Genomic DNA, 22,272 nt, shown 5'->3' on the forward strand with positions numbered 1-22,272 from the left:
TTCCACCATGTTCCGTTGCGGGGTAGTTCCGTTGCCCTTAGCTGCGGACTAAGGTGAGGCGGGACTCACTTCGTCTGAAGCGACCGCCGGAACTGACTTGGGTGTGGAGACGGCGACTACAATGATTGGATTACCGGGGATGCGTGGGGTGAAGGCTATCACCGCGGCTGCGACTGCCGTCCTGATATTGGCAGAGATGGGCCCCGTGCCCGCGCTGGCCGAAACGATCGAATCCGCGCTGGTGCGGGCCTACCAGAACAATCCCCAGCTGAACGCACAGCGTGCGTTCGTGCGGTCGACCGACGAAAACGTTCCGCAGGCGCTCTCGGGTTACCGTCCGAAGGTCTCGCTGACGGCCACCGCCGGCGGGCAATACACCGACGAACAGTTGACGCAGGGGAGCCCGGCATTGTCCGGCGTGAGCCGGCAGCGCACCGTCGGCATCACCGCCAGCCAGTCGCTGTTCAACGCACAGAATGCGCCGAAGGTGCGCCAGGCCGAAAGCCAGGTGTCGTCGGCGCGTGAAGGCTTGCGCGTGCTCGAGCAGTCCGTGCTTTTGAGCGCCGCCACCATCTACATGGACTATCTCCGCGATTCCGCCATCGTCGAGGTTCAGCGCAGCAATACGCGGGTGCTGGAACAGACGCTGAAGCAGACCCAGGACCGCTTCAACGTCGGCGAAGTGACGCGAACCGACGTTGCGCAGTCCGAGGCCCAGCTTGCGGCCGGCAAAACCCAGCAGCTCACCGCCGAATCCAACCTGACGACGACGCGATCGAACTATCGCCGCATCATCGGCAACGAGCCGCAGAATCTCGCGCCAGGCTCGCCGGTCGACCGGTTCCTGCCGGCGACGCTCTCTGCCGCTGTCGAGCTCAGCCTGACCCAGAACCCGAACGTCACCGGTGCGATGTTCGGCGTCGACGTCAATTTCCTGCAGACCAAGGTTGCCGAAGGCGCGCTGCTGCCGACGGTTGGGCTGCAGGCATCGGTCAGCCAGGGCTATGAGACGCAGTTGACCGTGTACCGCCTGTTCAACGCCTCGGTCGGGGTTCAATTCTCGCTGCCGATCTATCAGGGCGGCACGGAATATTCCCTGATCCGCCAGTCCAAGGAATCGCTGGCGCAGCAGCGTCTGGTGCTGGATCAGACCAGGGATCAGGCCCGCGCCAACGTGATCACCGCCTGGGGCCAGCTGGTCGCCGGCAAGTCGCAGGTGTCGTCGGCGCAGGCGCAGGTCGCCGCATCCGAGATCGCGCTCAACGGTGTGCGTGAAGAAGCCAAGGCCGGCCAGCGCACCACGCTCGACGTGCTCAACGCGCAGCAGGCGCTGGTCACCGCGCGCAACACGCTGGTCAACGCACAGCACGATCGCGTCGTCGCGTCCTACAACGTGCTGAACTACATCGGCCGGCTGTCGCCGCAGGTGATGGGCCTTTCGACCACCGTCTACGATCCGAGCGTGCATTACCAGCAGGTTCGTGACAACTGGACCGGCGTCCGCACACCCGACGGCCGCTAACGTCCGGACATCTTCACGTCGTCATCGCTTGTCGCGCCATGTTTGTGGTTCTGAGTTAATCAGGACCACGGACAGGCGCGTTTGCTTGCAATCGATAATTGGCCTGACATACCGTTTTATCGGGCAGCAAGGCGATTCGCGGCGAGCCGGCGTAGCGTGATGACAGGTGCGACGCCACCTGTCATCACGCTGCATTGGGCGACACGAAGCTTGCACGAGGCCGCGGGCGGGCGTGATCTGGGGACAAGTCGGGCGGGAGCAACGAAAATCTCCGCCCGCTTCATCGGAACCGGCGAATCCTCTCAGGCTTGATGTAAAATAAGTTTCGATGTGGAGTCGGAGATGACGCAACCTGCGAAGGTCCAAGAGCCCTCGATGGAGGAGATCCTGGCGTCGATCCGTCGCATCATTGCCGATGACGAGGCGAAGCCGGCCGCAGCCGACAAACCTGCGGCGGTCGCAGCGCCGCCGCCCAAGGTCGAGCCACCAGCAGCCAAGCCCGCGATGAAGAGCCCGCCGCCCGCAGCGCCTCCGGCCGCGAAGGCTGCCGCGCCAGCGCCGAAGTCGGCGCCGCCTGCACCGGCGCCAGCCAGCAACAGTCAGGACGACATCGATTCGCTGCTCGCCAGTCTCGACGAGGCGACGCCCGCGGCCGAGATCAGGCCGTCGCCGCAGCCCGAGGCCCAACCCGAAGCCGATGTGTTCGAGCTGACCGACGATATGGCACTGCCGGAGCCGGCCGCCGCGCCGTCGTTCCGCAAGGTCGAGCCGCAGGACGATGTCGAGTTCACGGAAGCTCGCACACGGGCGCCGGAACCGATGCGAGAGCCGGTTCGAGAAGCACCGGCGGTCGAAACCGCGCCGATGCAGCAGATCATCTCGGGAACCACGATGCGGGCGGTCGAATCCGCCTTCAACTCGCTGGCCAACACCGTGCTGAGCAACAATGCTCGGACGCTGGAGGATCTGGTCAAGGAGATGCTGCGGCCGATGCTGAAGTCCTGGCTGGACGACAATCTGCCGGGGCTGGTCGAGCGGATCGTCAAGGCAGAGATCGAGCGGGTCTCCCGCGGGCGCTAGCGCCGCCGCACGGGCCTTGGCAGCCGCTATTCAGCTCCCCAAATGCCCCAGAGAGCCGCGGTTCTGGTAAGGTCAGAGCCGAAACTCTAACCCCCTGTTTTGACGCGTTTCGCTCGAAAACGCCTTCGACGCCCGCTTTTGGCGTGCCGGTCCGGTTGACTTGGTGCGCTCTGGCGGCTTTCTACCCTTTCCCCCATGGTCCACAGCGCATTGTCATGATCGAGAAAAACTACCAGCCCGCCGATATCGAGCTCCGGATGGCCCAGATCTGGGAGGAGAGCGGTGCGTTCAAGGCCGGCCAGCCCGAGCGCAAGGACGCCGCGCCTTTCACCATCGTGATCCCGCCGCCGAACGTCACCGGCTCGCTGCACATGGGCCACGCGCTCAACAACACGCTGCAGGACATCCTGTGCCGCTTCGAGCGGATGCGCGGCCGCGACGTGCTGTGGCAGCCCGGCACCGACCATGCCGGCATCGCCACCCAGATGGTGGTCGAGCGTCAGCTGATGGAACGGCAGGAGCCGGGCCGCCGCGACATCGGCCGGGCCAAGTTCCTCGAGCGGGTCTGGCAGTGGAAGGCCGAAAGCGGCGGCACCATCGTCAACCAGCTGAAACGCCTCGGCGCATCCTGCGATTGGTCGCGCGAGCGCTTCACCATGGACGAGGGGCTGTCGCGCGCCGTCGTCAAGGTGTTCGTCGAGCTGCACCGCCAGGGCCTGATCTACAAGGACAAGCGTCTGGTCAACTGGGACCCGAAGCTGCTCACCGCGATCTCCGATCTCGAAGTGGTGCAAAAGGAGATCAAGGGGCATCTCTGGTACCTGCGCTATCCGATCGAAGGCCGCAGCTTCAGCCCCGAGGATCCGAAATCGTTCATCGTGGTCGCGACCACGCGTCCGGAGACGATGCTCGGCGACACCGCGGTCGCGGTGCATCCGGACGACGAGCGCTACACCGACCTGGTCGGCAAGCACGTCATCCTGCCGCTCGTCGGCCGCAAGATTCCGATCGTCGCCGACGACTACTCCGATCCCGAGAAGGGATCGGGCGCGGTCAAGGTGACGCCGGCGCACGACTTCAACGATTTCGAGATCGGCAAGCGCCACGGCCTGCCGCAGATCAGCGTGCTGGATCAGGAAGGCTGCCTGAATCTCACCGGCAACGAGGACTATCTGCGCGGCTTGCCGGCGGGCGTCGACGAATTCGCGGCGGAGTTTCACGGCATCGAACGCTTCGCCGCGCGCAAGAAGATCGTGGCGCGGCTGGAGGAGTTCGGCTTCCTCGAGCGGATCGAGCCCAACACCCACATGGTGCCGCATGGCGACCGCTCCGATGTGGTGATCGAGCCCTATTTGACCGACCAGTGGTACGTCGATGCCCATACGCTGGCGCAGCCGGCGATGGCGGCGGTGCGCTCGGGCGAGACGACGTTCGTCCCGAAGAACTGGGAAAAGACCTATTTCGAGTGGATGGAGAACATCCAGCCCTGGTGCATCTCGCGCCAGCTCTGGTGGGGCCATCAGATCCCGGCCTGGTATGGACCCGACGGCAAGGTGTTCGTCGCCGAGACCGAGGAAGAGGCGGTCGGCAACGCGCTCGGCTATTACGTCGAACAGGAAGTCATCACGCCGGAGCAGGGCCACGACATGGCGGTTGACCCCGCCAAGCGTGAGGGCTTCATCACGCGTGATGAAGACGTGCTCGACACCTGGTTCTCGTCGGCATTGTGGCCGTTCTCGACGCTGGGCTGGCCGGACGACACGCCGGAGGTCGCGCGCTACTACCCGACCAACACGCTGGTCACGGGTTTCGACATCATCTTCTTCTGGGTCGCCCGCATGATGATGATGGGCCTGCATTTCATGAAGCAGGCGCCGTTCTCGACCGTCTACATCCACCGCCTCGTCCGTGACGAGAAGGGCGCGAAGATGTCGAAGTCGAAGGGCAACGTCATCGACCCGCTCGGCGTGATCGACGAATACGGCGCCGACGCGCTGCGCTTCGCGCTGACCCGCGAGGCGGCGCAGGGCCATGACATCCGGCTGTCGCCGCATCTGGTCGAGACCAACCGCAACTTCGCGACCAAGTTCTGGAATGCCTGCCGCTTCGCCGAGATGAACGAGTGCGTCAAGCCGGACGGTTTCGATCCGAAGGGCGCCAAGGAGACGTTGAACCGCTGGATCGCGCACGAAACCTCGCGCGTCACCCGCGAGGTGACCGAGACGATCGAGGATCATCGCTTCAACGATGCCGCGGCTGCGATCTACCGCTTCGTCTGGAACGTGTTCTGCGACTGGTATCTCGAGCTCGCCAAGCCGGTGCTGATGGGCGAGGAGGGCGCCGCCAAGGCCGAGACCCGCGCCATGATCGCCTGGACGCGCGACGAGATCCTCAAGCTGCTGCATCCGTTCATGCCCTTCATCACGGAGGAGCTGTGGGCGGTGACGGCAAAACGCGACGGCCTGCTCGTGCTGGCGCCCTGGCCACGCAAGCCGGGCGTGACCGGCGAGCAGCTGGCGGCGATCGCGACCGCCGGTCCGGTGGTCGATCCGATCATTCCGCCAGTGATTGCCGCGCTCGACGCCGACGCGTTCAGCGATCCCGCGGCTGAAGCCGAGATCGGCTGGGTGGTCGATCTCGTCACCGCGATGCGCTCGGTGAAGGCGGAAATGAACATCCCGCCGTCGACGCTGACGCCGCTGGTGATCGTGACGACTTCGGACGAGACGCGCGACCGCGCCCAGCGCTGGAACGACACCATCAAGCGCCTCGCGCGCTTGTCGGAGATTTCCTTCGCCGACGCCGCGCCGCAAGGCGCCATGCAGCTGCTGGTGCGCGGCGAAGTGGTCGCGCTGCCGCTCAAGGGCGTGATCGATCTTGCCGCCGAACGGACACGGCTGGAGAAGGAGCTCGGCAAGGCCGATGCCGACATCAAGCGCGTCGACGCCAAACTCTCCAACGAGAAGTTCGTCGCCAACGCGCCGGAAGAGCTGGTCGAGGAAGAGAAAGAAAAGCGCGCGGCTGCGCAGGAGCGCCGGGCCAAGATCCTCGAGGCGATCGAGCTGCTGAAGAAGGCGTCATGATCCGCGCCTCGACGCTCAGAACCGCTTGCTGAGGAATTTCGATCCCTTCAGCCCGTAGCGCCAGGGCAGCTCGACGGCCTTGGTGATGCCGATCCGCACTCCCGTGACGATGTCGGGCGGCTCCAGCCGCGCGTGGAGCGCGATCGGCGGCCGGTCGAGCGGCAGTTCGCTGTGCGCGATGGTGATGCCCATCGCCTCGCACAGCTTGCCGGGGCCTGAACACAGCGCGCGCTCGTCCTCGAGCCCGCGCCGGCGGCGCATCGCGGCGAGCCCGTGGGTCGGTTCGATCGCGCGGATCAGCACGGCGCTGGCCGAGCCGGCTTCCTCGCAGACGAAGTTGACGCACCAGTGGATGCCGTAGGAGCGGTAGACATAGGAGAAGCCCGGCGGGCCGAACATCACCTGGTTGCGCGGGGTCGGGCCGTTGTAGGAGTGCGCGGCCGGTTCGGTGTGATGGTAGGCCTCGACCTCGGTGATGATGCCGCCGACGCCGCCGACCAGGAAGGTCGCGCCGATCAGCTCGGGCGCGACCTCATGGACGCTGCGGTCGAAGAACGCGCGTTTCAGAGTTTTGCCGAGGCGCGGCGCGGTCGCGCGGGTGAAGCGGGGTTTTTGAGCCATTTTGAGGTAGGAATCGGCGTGGAACGGACCGCAAGACTGCCAATATCTGGGCTGATCTGCTAGGGTCGCAGGGCGGGTTGCGAGCCGCATCAACACCGATTAGCTAAGGTCTCTCGCGACTTGCAGGCACCTATGGTCACCATCGTCGACACCATCTCCACCACTCAGCTCCGCCCGCGTCACCCCGAAAAGGTGAACCGGCCCGATGCCGTGTCGCCGCCGAAGCCGGACTGGATCCGGGTTCGCGCGCCGAACACGCGCGGCTATGCGGATACGCGCAAGATCGTGAAGGAGAACGGCCTCGTCACGGTGTGCGAGGAGGCGGGCTGCCCCAATATCGGTGAGTGCTGGGACAAGAAGCACGCCACCTTCATGATCATGGGCGACACCTGCACCCGCGCCTGCGCGTTCTGCAACGTCAAGACCGGCATGCCCGGCGCGCTCGACGCCCATGAGCCCGAACACGTTGCCGAGGCGGTCTCCAAGCTCGGCCTGGCCCATGTCGTCATCACCTCGGTCGATCGCGACGATCTCGCCGACGGCGGCGCCGAGCATTTTGCGCAAGTGATCCGCGCCATCCGTGCGCGCTGCCCGACCACCACGATCGAGATCCTGACACCGGACTTCCTGCGCAAGGAAGGCGCGCTCGAGCGCGTGGTCGCGGCCAAGCCCGATGTCTTCAACCACAATCTGGAGACCGTGCCGTCGGGCTATCTGACGGTCCGTCCCGGCGCGCGCTATTTCCATTCGATCCGGCTGCTGCAGCGGGTCAAGGAAATGGACCCGACCATCTTCACCAAGTCCGGCATCATGGTCGGCCTCGGCGAAGAGCGGCACGAGGTGCTGCAGGTGATGGACGATCTGCGCTCGGCCGACGTCGACTTCCTGACCATCGGCCAGTATCTGCAGCCGACCCGCAAGCATCACGCCGTGATGCGCTACGTGACGCCGGACGAGTTCGCCGGCTACGAGCGCGTCGCCTATACCAAGGGTTTTCTGATGGTGTCGGCGAGTCCGCTGACACGCTCGTCGCACCATGCCGGCGAGGATTTTGCCAAACTGCAGGCGGCCCGCACGGCCCGCGGCCGCTAGATTTTGTAACCGGCGGTGAGCCGGCGCCATCACGCGCCGTCGCTCGATCGAGCCATGATTGAGCCTTTGGACGGGACAATGCAGCGCGTTCTGGTGATGGGATCGTCGGGATCCGGCAAGTCGACCTTTGCGCGGCGGCTGTCCGCCATGACGGGCATCCCGACTGTGTCGATCGATGCGCTGTTCTGGAAGCCGGGCTGGATCGAATCCGACAAGAACGAATTTGAGCACCGTATGACCGAAGCCGCCCGCGCACCGCGCTGGATCATGGATGGCAACTATATGCGGCATGGTGCGGGTGAGCTGCGCCGCGAGCTCTCCGACACGATCATCTGGTTCGACCTGCCGCGATCGACCTGCATGCTCGGTATCTTCAGGCGGATTGCCGGCAGCTATGGCCAGGTCCGCCCCGAGATGGCGGAAGGCTGCCCCGAGAAGATCGACCTCGAATTCTTCCGCTACGTCTGGACCTATCGCCAGCAGCAGCGGCCGAAGCTGCTCGAATATTTTGCCGGTCTGCGCGCCGATCAAGCGCTGGTCTGCTTCACCGATCGGGCCCAGGCGGACGATTACCTGAAGCGCCTCGCACGCCTGCAAAACCGTGCGAGTATCCACTGATGCCGCGATTCTCCAGCAAACGGCGGGTCCGCCACACCGCATCTCAAATGTTCGATCTGGTCGCCGACGTCGAGCGCTATCCCGAATTCGTGCCGCTGTGCCAGGCGCTCAAGGTCCGCCAGCGCACGCCGAAGGACGACGGCACCGAGATCGTGGTGGCCGACATGACGGTCTCCTTCAAGCTGGTCAAGGAAACCTTCACCAGCAGGGTGACGCTCGACCGGCCCAACCTGAAGATACTGGTCGAATATCTGCGCGGCCCGTTCAGCAATCTGGAGAATCGCTGGAGCTTCGAGCCGAAGTCCGAGGCCGAATGCGATGTCGGCTTCTTCCTGAACTACGAGTTCAGGAGCCGGATGCTGGCGATGCTGATGGGCTCGATGTTCGACGCCGCCTTCTCACGCTTCGCGGCGGCGTTCGAGAAGCGGGCGGATCAGGTCTACGGCAAGCCTCAGCTGTCGACGTAGCGACGCCGCCTCGGCATTCCCGGAACGCAAATGCCCGGCGCAGGGCCGGGCATGACGGATGATGCGTGGGGCTCGTTCGCCGACTTACGGGCAGGAACGACGTACGCCGCCGGAGGCGATGTAGGTACCTGACGCCGGGTCGTAGGAGCGGAAACGCTGCGAGCAATAGGCGTCGTTGTTGGCCTTGGCCTGGCTTGCTGCGATGGCGCCACCAATGATCGCACCGGCCGCAAGCCCGCCGATGATCGCAGCGCCGTTTCCGCCACCGTGATGGTGGTATCCGCCACGGTAGCCGCCGCGATAGCCATAGCGCGGGCCGCCGCCGTGCCAGTGACGGTACTGGACGTGTTCGACGGAGGTCGGCTGGTCCTGCGGGCGTGCAGGTACGAGCGGGGCGGCGAACGAGGGAGCAACAGTCGACAGAGTCATGGCGCCAGTGGTGATTGCGGCCACGACCAAAGTTCCCAACTTCATCATTTTCTCCTTGTTGTGGGATTTTGCTGTTCGAAGAACGGCTGAAACAGCAGAGTTGGATCAACAGAAAACGGCGAGCTGACGTCCAAGTTCCACCTGAGATAGGCGGCACTGGGTCGCAGTTGACTTGAGGGTAGTGTGAAGTCGGCGCTTTGCGCGATTCGACTCTCGTCGACCTAGCCGCGCGGCGGCCGCCGGCGTTTCGCAGCGTGGCTTCGCGGCGAGCGGGCAACCCTCGGCCGCAACCGGCTGGCGGCCTCGCGGCGCGGCTTTGCGGCCTGCGGCGGGCGCGCGAGTTCCATCAGCATGCGTAGCGCCTCGACCACCGAGCGCTGCCGCACCGTGCTGCGGCCGATCGCGCCGAAGCGTTGCTCGCGATGCAGGATGCGGCCGTCGCGCGCGGCGACGGCGAAATGCACCAGGCCGACCGGCTTGCCCGGCGTCGCGCCGCCGGGGCCGGCAATGCCGGTGATCGAGACCGCAAGGTCGACGCCGGCCTTTTCCAGCGCGCCGATCGCCATCGCTGTCGCGGTTTCCTTGCTCACCGCGCCGAATGTCTCCAGCGTCGCGGCCCTGACGCCGAGCATGACCCGCTTGGCCTCGTTCGAATAGGTGACGAAGCCGCGGTCGATCACGTCGGACGAGCCGGGGATGTCGGTGAGTGCGCCGGCGACCAGGCCGCCGGTGCAGGATTCGGCGGTCGCGATGGTCAGCTTGCGCATCCGGCACAGGTCGAGCAGCGAGCGGGAGAGGGCACGAGCGTCGCTGCCGCCCATCTCAGGCACTCCAGCCGTCTTCATTCCAGGGGAGGCGGACCGTGGCGCTCGCGGTTGCCGCGATGCCTTCCTCGCGGCCGGTGAAGCCGAGCCGCTCGCTGGTGGTCGCCTTGACCGCGACGCGCGAGATGTGGACGCCGGAGATCTCCGCGATCTTCGCCCGCATGGTGTCGCGCAGCGGGCCGATCTTCGGCCGCTCGCAGATCATCGTCACCTCGAGATTGGCGATCCGTCCGCCGCGCGCGGTGACGCGCTCGATGGCGTATTTCAGGAACTGGTCGGAGGAGGCGCCCTTCCACTTGGCGTCGCTCGGCGGGAAATGCGAGCCGATGTCGCCGTCGGCGAGCGCGCCGAGGATCGCGTCGACCAGCGCATGCAGCCCGACGTCGCCGTCGGAATGCGCCAGGAAGCCGCGTGTGTGCGGCACGCGCACGCCGCAGATCATCACATGGTCGCCGTCGCCAAAAGCGTGCACGTCGTAGCCGGTGCCGGTCCTGATGTCGCCGAGCTGGCTTGCGAGCCGCGCTTCCTCGCGCACGAAGTCTTCGGGTGTGGTGAGTTTCATGTTGGCAGCATCGCCTTCAAACGTCGCAACGGTCAATCCCGCCCATTCGGCAAGCGCGGCATCGTCGGTGAAATCGCTGCGGCCCTCGCGCGCCGCGCGACGATGCGCCTCCAATATTACGTCGAAACGAAAAGCCTGTGGCGTCTGCGCGATCCGCAGCCGCGCGCGCTCCGGCGTCGCCTCGACATCGCCGGTATCGCCGGTGAGCTTGATCGTGTCGGTGACGGGAATCACCGGGATCGCAGCCCCGGTTCGACCGGCCGCGGCGATCGCGCGCGAGATCACCGCGGGCGTAACGAAGGGGCGGGCGGCGTCGTGGATCAGAACGATGTCCGGCTTCTCGCTGGCGAGCGCCTCGAGCCCGGCATGGACCGAGGCCTGCCTTGTCGCGCCGCCAGGCGTCGGCGGCTGATGGCGGAGGCCCGCGACCGCTTCATCGAACAGCGCGGCATCGTCAGGATTGACCACCGGCTGTACCGCGAAAACGTCCGGATGTCCGGAGAACGCCTCCATGGCGCGGTAGATCACCGTCTGTCCGCCGATCGTCCGGTACTGCTTTGGTCCGCCTGCGCCGGCGCGCAGTCCACGGCCGGCTGCGACAAGGATGGCTGCGGTACGCTCAGGCTTCGGCATTTTGAACCAGTGACAGACGAATCGGGGATGAGGGGAGCGGCGTCGACCGCCGCGCACAGCCCTTAGCATGACCGCTGCGCAAAAACAGAGCGTTTGCGATGACTGTGGGAAAAGCAGATTTTGTTGCAGTGCACTTGCACTGGTGGTAGGAATGTCTAAACCGTAGGCATGAACCTTGACTGCACAAGAATTGTGCGCAGAATAGACACCGTCAGCTGCAATGGCGTGGCTGACAGAACGACGAGACGGCTGTGACCGGCGTGCAAAGTACCCCTCGTAACCCATTGAAGATAGGTGATATTGCTGTCGCCAACCGGGTTCTCCTCGCGCCCATGTCCGGCATCACGGACGCGCCGTTCCGGCGACTCGCCGCTACCCTGGGCGCCGGCCTGGTGGTCTCCGAGATGACCGCCAGCGACGATCTGGTGAACGGCAAGCCGATGTCGAAGCTGCGTTGTGAGGCAGCAGGGATCGGGCCCCATGTGGTCCAGCTTGCGGGCTGCGAGACCCACTGGATGGCGGAGGGCGCACGGATCGCCGAAGGCGCCGGTGCCGACATCATCGATATCAACATGGGCTGCCCGGCGCGCCACGTGACCGGCGGTCAGTCCGGCTCGGCCCTGATGCGCGACCTTGATCACGCGGTGACGTTGATCGAGGCGACGCTGGCGGCAGTCAAGGTGCCGGTGACACTGAAGATGCGGCTCGGCTGGGACGATCGCTCGCTCAATGCGCCCGAGCTGGCGCGTCGCGCCGAGGCGGCAGGCGTGCAGATGATCACGGTGCATGGCCGCACCCGCTGCCAGTTCTACAAGGGCGAGGCGAACTGGAGCGCGGTGCGCGCGGTCAAGGAGGCCGTCACGATTCCGGTCGTGGTCAATGGCGACATCACCTCGTTCGACAAGGCTCTCGGTGCGCTGGAAAAGTCGGGCGCCGACGCCGTCATGATCGGTCGCGGCGCGCAGGGCCAGCCCTGGCTGCCCGGCCAGATCGGCCGCCGGCTCGAGACCGGGATCGCCGAGGCTGCGCCGTCGCTGGCGGAGCAGCTCAAGCATGTTCGCGCACTCTATGACGAGGTCTGCAGCCATTACGGCCTGCGTATCGGGCTCAGGCATGCGCGCAAGCATCTCGGCTGGGCGCTGGAGACCGCTGCGGCTTACAGCTGCGCGCCGGCGGCAACGCTGAAGGCCTGGCGGCAGACGATTCTGACCTCGGAGGAGCCGTCCGGCGTGCATCGAGCGCTGCAGGACGCCTACGACGATTTTGCCTGGAGTGCTGCCGCATGACGTCAGCCATGGAATTTCGACGGCCCGTGCCGACCGACGGCGAGGCCATCCTCAACGCGCTGCCCAATCCGGTGCTGCTGGTCGCGCCCGACGGGCGGATCGTCGATGCCAATATCGCAGCCGAGTCCTTCTTCGAGATATCGACCCAGTTCCTGCGCCGGCAGTCGCTCAAGGAGCTGGTGCCGTTCGGCAGCCCGCTGCTGGCGCTGATCGAGCAGGTGCGGGCCAGCGGCTCGCCGGTCAACGAATACAAGGTCGATCTCGGCACGCCGCGGATCGGTGGGGATCGCCAGGTCGACCTGCATGTCGCGCCGCTGACCGAGCGGCCCGGGCACATCGTGGTGATGCTGCAGGAGCGCACCATTGCCGACAAGATGGACCGCCAGCTCACCCATCGCAGCGCGGCGCGCTCGGTGATCGCGCTGGCCGCAATGCTCGCCCACGAGATCAAGAACCCGCTGTCGGGCATTCGCGGCGCCGCGCAGTTGCTGGAGCAGCAGGCGTCCTCCGAGGACCGCCTGCTGACCCGCCTGATCTGCGACGAGGCCGACCGCATCGTGACGCTGGTCGACCGCATGGAAGTGTTCGGCGACGACCGTCCGGTGGCGCGCGGGCCGGTCAACATCCATTCCGTGCTCGACCATGTGAAGCGGCTGGCGCAGTCCGGCTTTGCCCGCAATGTCCGTTTCATCGAGGACTACGATCCGTCGCTGCCGCCGGTGCTGGCCAACCAGGACCAGTTGATCCAGGTCTTCCTCAATCTCGTGAAGAACGCAGCCGAGGCGGTTGCCGATCTCGGCACCGATGCGGAGATCCACCTCACCACGGCGTTCCGGCCGGGCGTGCGGCTGTCGGTGCCCGGCAAGAAGTCGCGGGTCTCGCTGCCGCTGGAATTCTGCGTCAAGGACAACGGCTCAGGCGTGCCGGAAGACCTGCTGCCGAACCTGTTCGATCCCTTCGTCACCACCAAGCAGACCGGCAGCGGGCTCGGCCTCGCGCTGGTCGCCAAGATCGTCGGCGATCACGGCGGCATCATCGAATGCGAGTCGCAGCCGCGCAAAACCACCTTCCGCGTGCTGATGCCGATGTACAGCGCCGCCAAGCAACACGACCAAAGCAACCGCGATGACGTTCCGGGTACGTCCTCGCCTGCCTCTCAGGACGCACGATGAGGAACACCAACAATGCCTGCAGGTAGCATACTTGTCGCTGACGACGACACTGCCATCCGGACCGTCCTGAACCAGGCGCTGTCGCGCGCCGGCTACGAGGTTCGCCTGACCGGCAATGCCGCGACGCTGTGGCGCTGGGTCAGCCAGGGCGAGGGCGATCTCGTCATCACCGACGTGGTGATGCCCGACGAGAACGCGTTCGATCTGCTGCCGCGGATCAAGAAGATGCGGCCGAACCTGCCCGTCATCGTGATGAGCGCGCAGAACACCTTCATGACGGCGATCCGTGCCTCCGAGCGCGGCGCCTATGAATACCTGCCGAAGCCGTTCGACCTGAAGGAGCTGATCACCATCGTCGGCCGCGCGCTGGCCGAGCCGAAGGAGCGGGTCTCCAGTCCCGCCGACGACGGCGAGTTCGACTCGATCCCGCTGGTCGGCCGCTCGCCGGCGATGCAGGAAATCTACCGCGTGCTGGCGCGGCTGATGCAGACCGACCTCACCGTGATGATCTCGGGCGAGTCAGGCACCGGCAAGGAGCTGGTCGCCCGCGCGCTGCACGACTACGGCCGGCGCCGCAACGGCCCGTTCGTTGCGGTCAACATGGCGGCGATCCCGCGCGACCTGATCGAGTCAGAACTGTTCGGCCATGAGCGCGGCGCGTTCACCGGCGCCAACACACGCGCCTCCGGTCGCTTCGAGCAGGCCGAGGGCGGCACGCTGTTCCTCGACGAGATCGGCGACATGCCGATGGAGGCGCAGACCCGTCTGCTCCGCGTGCTGCAGCAGGGCGAATACACCACCGTCGGCGGCCGCACCCCGATCAAGACCGACGTCCGGATCGTCGCGGCCTCCAACAAGGACCTGCGCATCCTGATCCAGCAGGGCCTGTTCCGCGAGGATCTGTTCTTCCGCCTCAACGTGGTGCCGCTGCGGCTGCCACCGCTGCGCGAGCGGATCGAGGATCTGCCCGACCTGATCCGGCACTTCTTCTCGCTTGCCGAGAAGGACGGCCTGCCGCCGAAGAAGCTCGATGCCCAGGCGCTGGAGCGCCTCAAGCAGCACCGCTGGCCGGGCAACGTCCGCGAGCTGGAGAACCTCGCCCGGCGGCTTGCTGCGCTCTATCCGCAGGACGTCATCACCGCCTCTGTGATCGACGGTGAGTTGGCGCCGCCTGCGGTCACCTCGGGCAGCACCGCGACCGTCGGCGTCGACAATCTCGGCGGGGCGGTCGAGGCCTATCTGTCCTCGCACTTCTCGGGCTTCCCGAACGGCGTGCCGCCGCCCGGCCTCTATCACCGCATCCTCAAGGAGATCGAGATCCCGCTGCTGACCGCAGCGCTGGCGGCCACCCGCGGCAATCAGATCCGGGCCGCCGACCTGCTCGGATTGAACCGCAACACGCTGCGCAAGAAGATCCGGGACCTCGATATCCAGGTCTACCGGAGCGGCGGCTAGCGCTGACGGGGCGGGGCGAGGGCCCCGCCATCGCCTACCGTTATTGAGTAGTCACAAATGGTTTTGAGGACACGGCGCCGCACTGCGGGTTGCGCCGCGGAAATGTCGCAATTCGGCAACATTGTGATATGATTGCATCAGTTCGCAATTCCCGCGGGCGATCGCACTCAGCTCAATTGCCGGTATGACCAGCGCAGAGACCACCGCTTCAACGTTACACGCGCCCCCGGCCGAGCCCAATGCAGAGGCCGGAGCGGAGGCCCGTGGCTTCCCCTTGCGGCGCTGGCTGGCGCCGTTCGCCATCGCCCTCGCGCTGCTGTCCGGCTTCCTCACCTTCGTGGTGCTGACCAACCTGACCCCGATCGAGCCGACGCCCGAGGTGGTCCGCTCCTTCCTGATGATCAATGCCGGCACCATCCTGCTGCTGGTCGGCATCATCGTCCGGGAAGTCTGGCAGATGGTGCAGGCGAGGCGGCGCGGCCGGGCGGCGGCGCGGCTTCACGTGCAGATCGTCGGCCTGTTCTCGGTGATCGCGGTCCTGCCCGCCGTGCTGGTCTCGATCGTGGCCAACGTCACCATCGAGCGCGGCCTCGACCGGCTGTTCTCGGGTCCCACCAAGGAGGTGATCCAGAATTCGCTGACCATTGCCAGCGCCTACATGCAGGAGCATGCGCAGCTAATCCGCGGCGACATCCTGGGGATGGCCAACGACATCTCCCGTGCGCGGCTGACCCCGCTCTACGACCAGGACCGCCTCTCGTTCCGCGAGTTCCTGACCGCCGCCGCCGCCGCCCGCAACCTGCCGGTCGTGGTGCTGATGGACAAGGACGGCCACATCCTGGAGAGCGCCGAGACCGGGATCAATCTGAGCTACGCACTGCCGCCGCCGGACTTCCTCAGCAAGGTCAACGACACCGATCCGGAAATCTCGGTATTCCCGGAGAGCTATGTCGCCTCCGTGGTTCGCCTCAAGACCTTCGACGACACCTTCCTCTACGTGGCGCGCCTGCTCGATCCGGCCGTCGTCGCCCAGCTCAAGCAGACCCAGACCAGCGCCGCCGAATATGCCCAGCTCGAGACCCGAAGGCTCGGCATCCAGGTCGCGTTCGCGCTGATGTTCGCGGTGATCGCGCTGACCATCCTGATGGCCTCGGTGCTGATCGGGCTGAACTTCGCCAACGGCCTGGTGTCGCCGATCCGACAGCTGATGGGCGCGGCGAGCGAGGTCTCGACCGGCAATCTCAACGTCCAGGTGCCGGTCCACAAATCGGCCAGCGACCTCGCGCTGCTCGGCGAGATCTTCAACAAGATGACCCAGGAGCTGCGCACCCAGCGCAACGAGCTGGTCGATGCCTCCGAGACCATCGACAGCCGCCGCCGCTTCATCGAGGCGGTGCTGTCGTCGGCGTCTGCCGGCATCATCGGGGTCGATGCGTCAGGCACCATCGGCGTGCTCAACCGTTCGGCGGAGAAGCTGATCGGGCACGCCGAGTCGGAGACGCTCGGTCATCCGCTCTCCGACGTGCTGCCCGAGCTCGACGAGATGATGAAGACTGCGCGCGAGGGAACCCAGCGGCTGGTGCAGGGGCAGGTCACGATCCTGCGCGACGGCAACGAGCGCAACCTGTCGGTTCGCGTCTCGGCCGAGCAGACCAGCCAGTCGCGCGACAGCTACATCATCACGCTCGACGACATCACCGAACTGGTCTCGGCGCAGCGTACCTCGGCCTGGGGCGACGTTGCGCGCCGCATCGCCCACGAGATCAAGAACCCGCTGACCCCGATCCAGCTCTCCGCCGAGCGGATCCGCCGCAAGTTCGGCAAGACCATCACCGAGGAGAAGGACAAGTCGATCTTCGAGCAGTGCACCGACACCATCGTGCGCCAGGTCGACGACATCAGGCGGATGGTCGACGAGTTCTCGCGCTTTGCGCGGATGCCCAAACCCGTGATGGAAGGCGAGGACGTCGCCGACGTGGTGCGCCAGGCCGTGTTCCTGATGAAGGTCGCGCATCCCGATCTCGACATCGAGGCCGACATCAAGCAGTCGCCGCTGCCGGCGCAGTTCGACCGCCGGCTGATCTCGCAGGCGCTGACCAACATCATCAAGAACGCCACCGAGGCGATCGAGCAGGTGCCGCCCGAAGAGCTCGGCAAGGGCCGCATCGACGTCGTTGCGCAGCGCGAGGGTGACGACATCCTGATCGACGTCGTCGACAACGGCATCGGCCTGCCCAAGGTCGCGCGTGCGCGCCTGCTGGAGCCTTATGTCACCACGCGGGCGAAGGGCACCGGTCTTGGACTTGCGATCGTCGGCCGCGTCCTCGAGGACCATGGCGGCCGGATCGAGCTCAAGGACGCGTCCGATTTCCGTGAGGGCCAGCGCGGTGCCTGGATGCGGCTGCGCTTTTCCGTCACAGGCCAGGCGGCCAAGCCCGAGGCGAAGCCTGAGACGAAACCAGAGAGTAAGGACCAAGAACCGGGCGCAAAACCGGACAAGATCGATCCCAGCAGCAAAAAAAATCCGCAGGAAGAGCCGACCAACGGCCCGGCACAGGCGACCAACAATGAACCAAAAATCCAAGAACCAAGCCGACAACCCGTTCAGCAACAACCAAACAATCAAGAGCCAGATGCTCGAGAGCCGAAAATCCAAGAGCCAGAAATCAAAGTGCCAAAATTCAAAGCCGCGACGAGCGACTGACAAGGCAGGTGTAACCCATGGCCAGTGACATTCTGATTGTCGACGACGAAGCCGACATTCGCGACCTCGTTGCGGGGATCCTGGACGATGAGGGCTTCTCCACGCGCACCGCGCGCGACAGTGATTCGGCGCTCGCCGAAATAGCCAACCGCCGCCCGAACCTGGTCTTCCTCGACATCTGGCTGCAGGGCTCCAAGCTCGACGGCCTGCAGCTGCTGGAGCAGATCAAGAAGGACAATGCCGATCTGCCGGTCGTGATGATCTCCGGCCACGGCAACATCGAAACCGCTGTCGCCGCGATCAAGCGCGGCGCCTATGACTTCATCGAGAAGCCGTTCAAGTCGGACCGGCTGATCCTGGTCGCGACGCGCGCGCTGGAGACCTCGCGGCTGAAGCGCGAGGTGAAGGAGCTCAAGCAGCTGGCGCCCGCGGCAAGTGTCCTGACCGGCCGCTCGGCCTGCATGAACCAGCTGCGCCAGACCATCGACCGCGCCGCCAAGGCCAACAGCCGCATCCTGATCGTCGGTCCCTCCGGCGCCGGCAAGGAGCTCGCCGCGCGGACGCTGCATCATGCTTCCGGGCGCGCCGAGGGGCCTTTCGTCGTCATCAATGCGGCTGCGATCACGCCGGAGCGCATGGAGATCGAGCTGTTCGGCATCGAGGGATCGAACGGTGAGCAGCAGCGCAAGGCCGGTGCGCTCGAGGAAGCGCATGGCGGCACGCTGTTCATCGACGAGATCGCGGACATGCCGCGCGAGACCCAGAACAAGATCCTGCGCGTGCTGGTCGATCAGACCTTCCAGCGCCAGGGCGGCACCGGCAAGGTGCACGTCGACGTCCGCATCATCTCCTCGACCGCGCGCAATCTGGAGGAGGAGATCGGCGCGGGCCGTTTCCGCGAGGACCTCTACCACCGCCTCTCGGTGGTGCCGATCCGGGTGCCGCCGCTGTCGGAGCGTCGCGAGGACATCCCCGAGCTGATCGACTATTTCATGGACCAGATCTCGGCCGCCACCGGCCTGCCGAAGCGGCAGATCGGGCAGGACGCGATGGCCGTGCTGCAGTCGCATGTCTGGCCTGGCAATGTTCGCCAGCTCCGCAACAACGTCGAGCGGGTGATGATTCTCGCCGGCGGCGGGCCGGAGGCGATCATCACCGCCGACATGCTGCCGCAGGACGTCGGCTCGATGGTGCCGGCGATGCCGACCTCCAACAATGGCGAGCACATCATGGGCCTGCCGCTGCGCGAAGCGCGCGAAGTGTTCGAGCGCGACTATCTGATCGCCCAGATCAGCCGCTTCTCCGGCAACATCTCGCGCACGGCGGAGTTCGTCGGCATGGAGCGCTCGGCGCTGCATCGCAAGCTCAAGGCACTCGGGGTCGGCTGACCCCGGGACGGCCCCCGACCAGTGGTGGCCGGCGGGCCTGGAGCGAAGCCCCGGCGATGGCCGCCGGGGAAGCCGGACCAGGCTAGAGGGCCGGGGAGGACGGCCGGCGAGGTGAGAGCTGGACTGGTACAACCGGGGATTTATCCACTCTCCACGAGAATATTCGTCTCTTTCCTTGCCCGTTCTTAGAATTGCCACCGTGTTCCTACGGACTGCACTGCGAACCGGCTTGCCTAAAAACCGCGCGTGGCCTCTAATCCTACCGCTACGCCTGCCAGAGGGGGATCTCAGGGCAGGTGGGCAGCCGGAGGAGGCTCCGTTAGAGAGCAACAACCGGTTCAATAAAAAGAAGCACAAGCTTGCGGGACAAAAACAATGGCGGCAGACCGCGCACAAAATCTACAAGACACCTTCCTTAATCACGTTCGTAAAACCAAGACGCCACTGACGATCTTTCTGGTCAACGGAGTAAAGCTGCAGGGCATTGTCACGTGGTTCGACAATTTCTGTCTGCTGCTGCGGCGCGACGGTCACTCGCAGCTTGTCTACAAGCACGCGATCTCGACCATCATGCCCGGAGCTCCGATTCAGCTGTTCGAAGGTGGCGAGGACGCACCGGCTTGAGAGTGAACTGATTGGAACCCTTCAGTCGTGAAGGGGGCGCCGAACGGACCAAGTCTAGGCCCGGGTCGGCGGGGAACAGCAGCACCGGGCGGGTGATCGTCATCGGCCCGTACCTGCGCACGCGCCGTGGCGACGGCGATGCGCAAACGGAATCCTCTATCCGCGACTACGAAGCGCGGATCGAGGAGGCTGCCGGCCTCGCCGCTGCGATCGACCTCACCGTGGTGGAATCCGTCATTGCGCCGATCAGCCAGATCCGGCCTGCGACCTATCTCGGCAAAGGCAAGGTCGAGGAGATCAACGGCCTCGTCGCCAGCAACGAGGTCGAGCTCGTGGTGATGGATTGCGCGCTGTCGCCGATCCAGCAGCGCAATCTCGAGAAGGCCTGGAGCACCAAGGTGCTCGACCGCACCGGCCTGATCCTGGAGATCTTCGGCCGCCGCGCCAAGACCAAGGAAGGCGCGCTGCAGGTCGAGCTCGCGCATCTCAACTACCAGCGCAGCCGGCTGGTGCGATCGTGGACCCATCTCGAGCGCCAGCGCGGCGGCTTCGGCTTCATGGGCGGCCCCGGCGAGACCCAGATCGAGGCTGACCGCCGCCTGATCGGCGACCGTATCACGCGGCTTGAGAACGAGCTGAAGAAGGTGCAGGCGACGCGGCGGCTGCATCGCGCCGGCCGCCAGCGCGTGCCGTACCGCGTGGTGGCGCTGGTCGGTTACACCAATGCCGGCAAGTCGACGCTGTTCAACCGCCTGACGCGCGCCGACGTGCAGGCCGCCGACATGCTGTTTGCGACGCTCGATCCGACCTTGCGCGCGCTCAATCTGCCGCATGGCGGCAAGGCGATGCTGTCCGACACCGTCGGCTTCATCTCCAATCTGCCGACCCAGCTTGTGGCTGCGTTCCGCGCCACCCTGGAGGAGGTGCTGGAGGCCGACATCATCCTGCATGTCCGCGACATCTCGCATGAAGATGCCGAAGCGCAGGAGCGCGACGTCGAGGGCGTGCTGCGTCAGCTCGGCATCGATCCCGACGCCAACGGCGGCCAGCGTATCATCGAGGTCTGGAACAAGATCGACCGCTTCGATCCCGAGGAGCGGGACAATCTGCGCAACATCGCCGCGCGCCGGCCGCCGGAGCGGCCATGCTTCCTGGTTTCGGCCGCAACCGGCGAGGGGATCGAGGCGCTGCTGTCAGCGATCGAGGATCGCCTCGCGGCCAAGCGCATCACGCTCAATCTTTCGATCGACGCCGCCGACGGCGCCGGCATCAGCTGGCTGCATCGCAATGCCGAGGTCCTGACCAAGGAGCTCCGTGGCGAGCGCTTCGACATGACGGTGCGCGTCGACGAGACCAAGCGCGACATCGTCATGTCACGATTCGATGCTCTGCCGCACGGGACGTAACGTCCCGGACATCCGCGGCGGCAAGGGGATCGAAGGGGGACCGATGTTCAATCGTCGAGCATTTCTCGGCGGCGGCCTGGCGAGCGCTGCGGTCGCGGGCATTTCAACGCGTGCGGTCGCCGACACCGCGGCCTTCGTCGACGCGCCCGCGCTCCGGCCGGTGCTTGCGCGTCCGGACCGCATGTTTCGTGTCACCGTATGCCTGCGTCCGTTCCGCGCCTCCGGTCCGCGCATCGAGGCGGAATGGATCGACAGCAAATATGTCGTGCACAATTACGGACACGGCGGTAGCGGCTGGTCGCTGTCCTGGGGCGCCGCGCAGGAGGCCGTGCCGCTCGCTTTGCAATTGAGCGCGCGCAACGTCGCCGTCCTCGGCGCCGGTGCGATCGGTCTGACGACGGCGATCACCGCCCAGCGGATGGGCGCGGCCGTCACGATCTACGCCAAGGAGCGCTTCCCTCAGGTGCGCTCGGCACGCGCGACCGGGGATTGGTCGCCGGACTCGCGGATCGCGATGGAAGCGGATGTCGCACCGGACTTTGCCGAGCGCTGGGAACGGATGGCACGGACGACCTTTGCCACCCATCAAAGCTATCTCGGCCTTGCCGGCAATCCGATCGAATGGACGGATCGCTATCTGCTCTCCGACGATGCGCCCGATGCCGACGGCCGTCCGCACCGGCGTCAGCATGCCGCGGGCGAGGGCCAGAAGAAATTCCTCGAACTGCGCGGCCGGATCAGGTCGCTGACGCCGCGATGGGAGCTGCTGGCCGCCGGATCGAATCCGTTTCCCGCGCCGTATGCGTGGAAGAGCGCTTCGCTCACCTACAATGTCACGGATCTCTACCGTCAACTGGAAGCTGAGTTTCAGCGCGCCGGCGGGCTGTTCGTGCCGATCGAACTGCACACGCCGTCGGATCTGTCGAAGATCCGCGAAACCGTCGTCGTCAACTGCACCGGCTACGGCGCCCGTGCGCTGTTTCAGGACGAGAGCATCGTTCCGGTGCGCGGCCAGATCGCCTGGCTCATTCCCCAGCCGGATGTCAATTACGGGGTCTTCTACCGTAACCTCAGCGTCCTCGGCCGGCGCGACGGCATCGTCGTCCAGCCGGTCGGCGAGAACGACTATTTCGGCTTCAACGACGACAACGAGACGCCAGACCTCGCCGCCGCGCGCCAGGCGGTGGAAGACGCCGCGAAACTGTTCAGCCGGGCCTGATCGGCGCTCCGGCACGGCGCCTTGCAATCTCCCGAAATATGACGAGGCCGTGACGCGGCCTCACTCCGATGCGGCTGCGACGTGCCG

The 22,272-nt window shown here is 65.7% G+C and carries 18 protein-coding genes; 14 read left to right on the plus strand and 4 right to left on the minus strand.

Features of this window, described 5'->3' with window-relative positions; genetic code table 11:
- The first annotated feature begins 139 nt into the window (after positions 1-139).
- The 3 genes from BRSPCE3_RS09035 to BRSPCE3_RS09045 all read left to right on the plus strand — a co-directional run bounded on the left by BRSPCE3_RS09035 (position 140) and on the right by BRSPCE3_RS09045 (position 5,685).
- Positions 140-1,522 (plus strand): TolC family outer membrane protein, encoded by a 1,383-nt coding sequence (locus BRSPCE3_RS09035; protein ID WP_244065446.1) that lies wholly within the window; start codon positions 140-142, stop codon positions 1,520-1,522.
- Between the two features lie 342 nt (positions 1,523-1,864).
- On the plus strand, positions 1,865-2,602 hold the full coding sequence (locus BRSPCE3_RS09040) for a PopZ family protein (protein ID WP_244065447.1): 738 nt from the start codon (positions 1,865-1,867) through the stop codon (positions 2,600-2,602).
- A gap of 215 nt (positions 2,603-2,817) precedes the next feature.
- Entirely contained in the window at positions 2,818-5,685 is a 2,868-nt protein-coding gene (locus tag BRSPCE3_RS09045) for a valine--tRNA ligase (RefSeq protein ID WP_244065448.1), read from the plus strand.
- A gap of 15 nt (positions 5,686-5,700) precedes the next feature.
- Here the strand turns inward: BRSPCE3_RS09045 and BRSPCE3_RS09050 are convergent, their stop codons facing one another.
- Positions 5,701-6,306, minus strand: coding sequence for a DNA-3-methyladenine glycosylase (locus BRSPCE3_RS09050; RefSeq protein ID WP_244065449.1), 606 nt, complete (start codon positions 6,304-6,306; stop codon positions 5,701-5,703).
- A gap of 132 nt (positions 6,307-6,438) precedes the next feature.
- On the opposite strand from BRSPCE3_RS09050, the gene lipA reads away from it, so the two are divergent.
- From lipA to BRSPCE3_RS09065, 3 genes are all read left to right on the plus strand, one after another.
- Complete coding sequence (gene lipA, locus BRSPCE3_RS09055; protein WP_244065450.1) at positions 6,439-7,398, plus strand: lipoyl synthase; 960 nt, start codon at positions 6,439-6,441, stop codon at positions 7,396-7,398.
- A gap of 78 nt (positions 7,399-7,476) precedes the next feature.
- Entirely contained in the window at positions 7,477-8,016 is a 540-nt protein-coding gene (locus tag BRSPCE3_RS09060) for an AAA family ATPase (protein WP_244065451.1), read from the plus strand.
- Positions 8,016-8,483 carry a type II toxin-antitoxin system RatA family toxin gene (locus BRSPCE3_RS09065; RefSeq protein ID WP_244065452.1) on the plus strand — a complete coding sequence of 156 codons (468 nt, stop codon included), beginning with the start codon at positions 8,016-8,018 and terminating at the stop codon, positions 8,481-8,483. Before BRSPCE3_RS09060 ends, BRSPCE3_RS09065 begins: the two co-directional genes overlap by 1 nt.
- 84 nt (positions 8,484-8,567) lie before the next feature.
- Here the strand turns inward: BRSPCE3_RS09065 and BRSPCE3_RS09070 are convergent, their stop codons facing one another.
- The 3 genes from BRSPCE3_RS09070 to BRSPCE3_RS09080 all read right to left on the minus strand — a co-directional run bounded on the left by BRSPCE3_RS09070 (position 8,568) and on the right by BRSPCE3_RS09080 (position 10,931).
- A complete protein-coding gene (locus BRSPCE3_RS09070) occupies positions 8,568-8,960 on the minus strand; it encodes a BA14K family protein (protein ID WP_244065453.1) in 393 nt (130 codons plus the stop codon).
- Between the two features lie 173 nt (positions 8,961-9,133).
- Positions 9,134-9,733 carry a CinA family protein gene (locus tag BRSPCE3_RS09075; protein WP_244065454.1) on the minus strand — a complete coding sequence of 200 codons (600 nt, stop codon included), beginning with the start codon at positions 9,731-9,733 and terminating at the stop codon, positions 9,134-9,136.
- Position 9,734: 1 nt separating this feature from the next.
- Positions 9,735-10,931, minus strand: coding sequence for a bifunctional 2-C-methyl-D-erythritol 4-phosphate cytidylyltransferase/2-C-methyl-D-erythritol 2,4-cyclodiphosphate synthase (locus tag BRSPCE3_RS09080; RefSeq protein WP_244065455.1), 1,197 nt, complete (start codon positions 10,929-10,931; stop codon positions 9,735-9,737).
- A 284-nt stretch (positions 10,932-11,215) separates the two neighbouring features.
- Between BRSPCE3_RS09080 and dusB the strand changes: the two genes are divergently transcribed.
- The 8 genes from dusB (at position 11,216) to BRSPCE3_RS09120 (ending at position 22,185) form a co-directional block, all read left to right on the plus strand.
- Positions 11,216-12,217 (plus strand): tRNA dihydrouridine synthase DusB, encoded by a 1,002-nt coding sequence (gene dusB / locus BRSPCE3_RS09085; protein ID WP_244065456.1) that lies wholly within the window; start codon positions 11,216-11,218, stop codon positions 12,215-12,217.
- Entirely contained in the window at positions 12,214-13,389 is a 1,176-nt protein-coding gene (locus tag BRSPCE3_RS09090) for a nitrogen regulation protein NR(II) (RefSeq protein WP_095734711.1), read from the plus strand. Before dusB ends, BRSPCE3_RS09090 begins: the two co-directional genes overlap by 4 nt.
- 12 nt (positions 13,390-13,401) lie before the next feature.
- On the plus strand, positions 13,402-14,844 hold the full coding sequence (gene ntrC / locus BRSPCE3_RS09095) for a nitrogen regulation protein NR(I) (RefSeq protein ID WP_021079341.1): 1,443 nt from the start codon (positions 13,402-13,404) through the stop codon (positions 14,842-14,844).
- A gap of 184 nt (positions 14,845-15,028) precedes the next feature.
- Entirely contained in the window at positions 15,029-17,548 is a 2,520-nt protein-coding gene (locus BRSPCE3_RS09100; protein ID WP_244065457.1) for a PAS domain-containing sensor histidine kinase, read from the plus strand.
- A 17-nt stretch (positions 17,549-17,565) separates the two neighbouring features.
- Positions 17,566-18,936, plus strand: coding sequence for a sigma-54 dependent transcriptional regulator (locus BRSPCE3_RS09105; protein WP_244065458.1), 1,371 nt, complete (start codon positions 17,566-17,568; stop codon positions 18,934-18,936).
- 375 nt (positions 18,937-19,311) lie between these two features.
- Positions 19,312-19,560 carry an RNA chaperone Hfq gene (gene hfq, locus BRSPCE3_RS09110; protein WP_006020546.1) on the plus strand — a complete coding sequence of 83 codons (249 nt, stop codon included), beginning with the start codon at positions 19,312-19,314 and terminating at the stop codon, positions 19,558-19,560.
- An 11-nt stretch (positions 19,561-19,571) separates the two neighbouring features.
- On the plus strand, positions 19,572-20,966 hold the full coding sequence (gene hflX, locus BRSPCE3_RS09115) for a GTPase HflX (RefSeq protein WP_244065459.1): 1,395 nt from the start codon (positions 19,572-19,574) through the stop codon (positions 20,964-20,966).
- Positions 20,967-21,009: 43 nt separating this feature from the next.
- On the plus strand, positions 21,010-22,185 hold the full coding sequence (locus BRSPCE3_RS09120; protein ID WP_244065460.1) for an FAD-dependent oxidoreductase: 1,176 nt from the start codon (positions 21,010-21,012) through the stop codon (positions 22,183-22,185).
- The last annotated feature ends 87 nt before the right edge of the window (positions 22,186-22,272 follow it).

This window comes from Bradyrhizobium sp. Ce-3, assembly GCF_022835695.1.
In the GTDB taxonomy this organism is placed as follows: domain Bacteria; phylum Pseudomonadota; class Alphaproteobacteria; order Rhizobiales; family Xanthobacteraceae; genus Bradyrhizobium.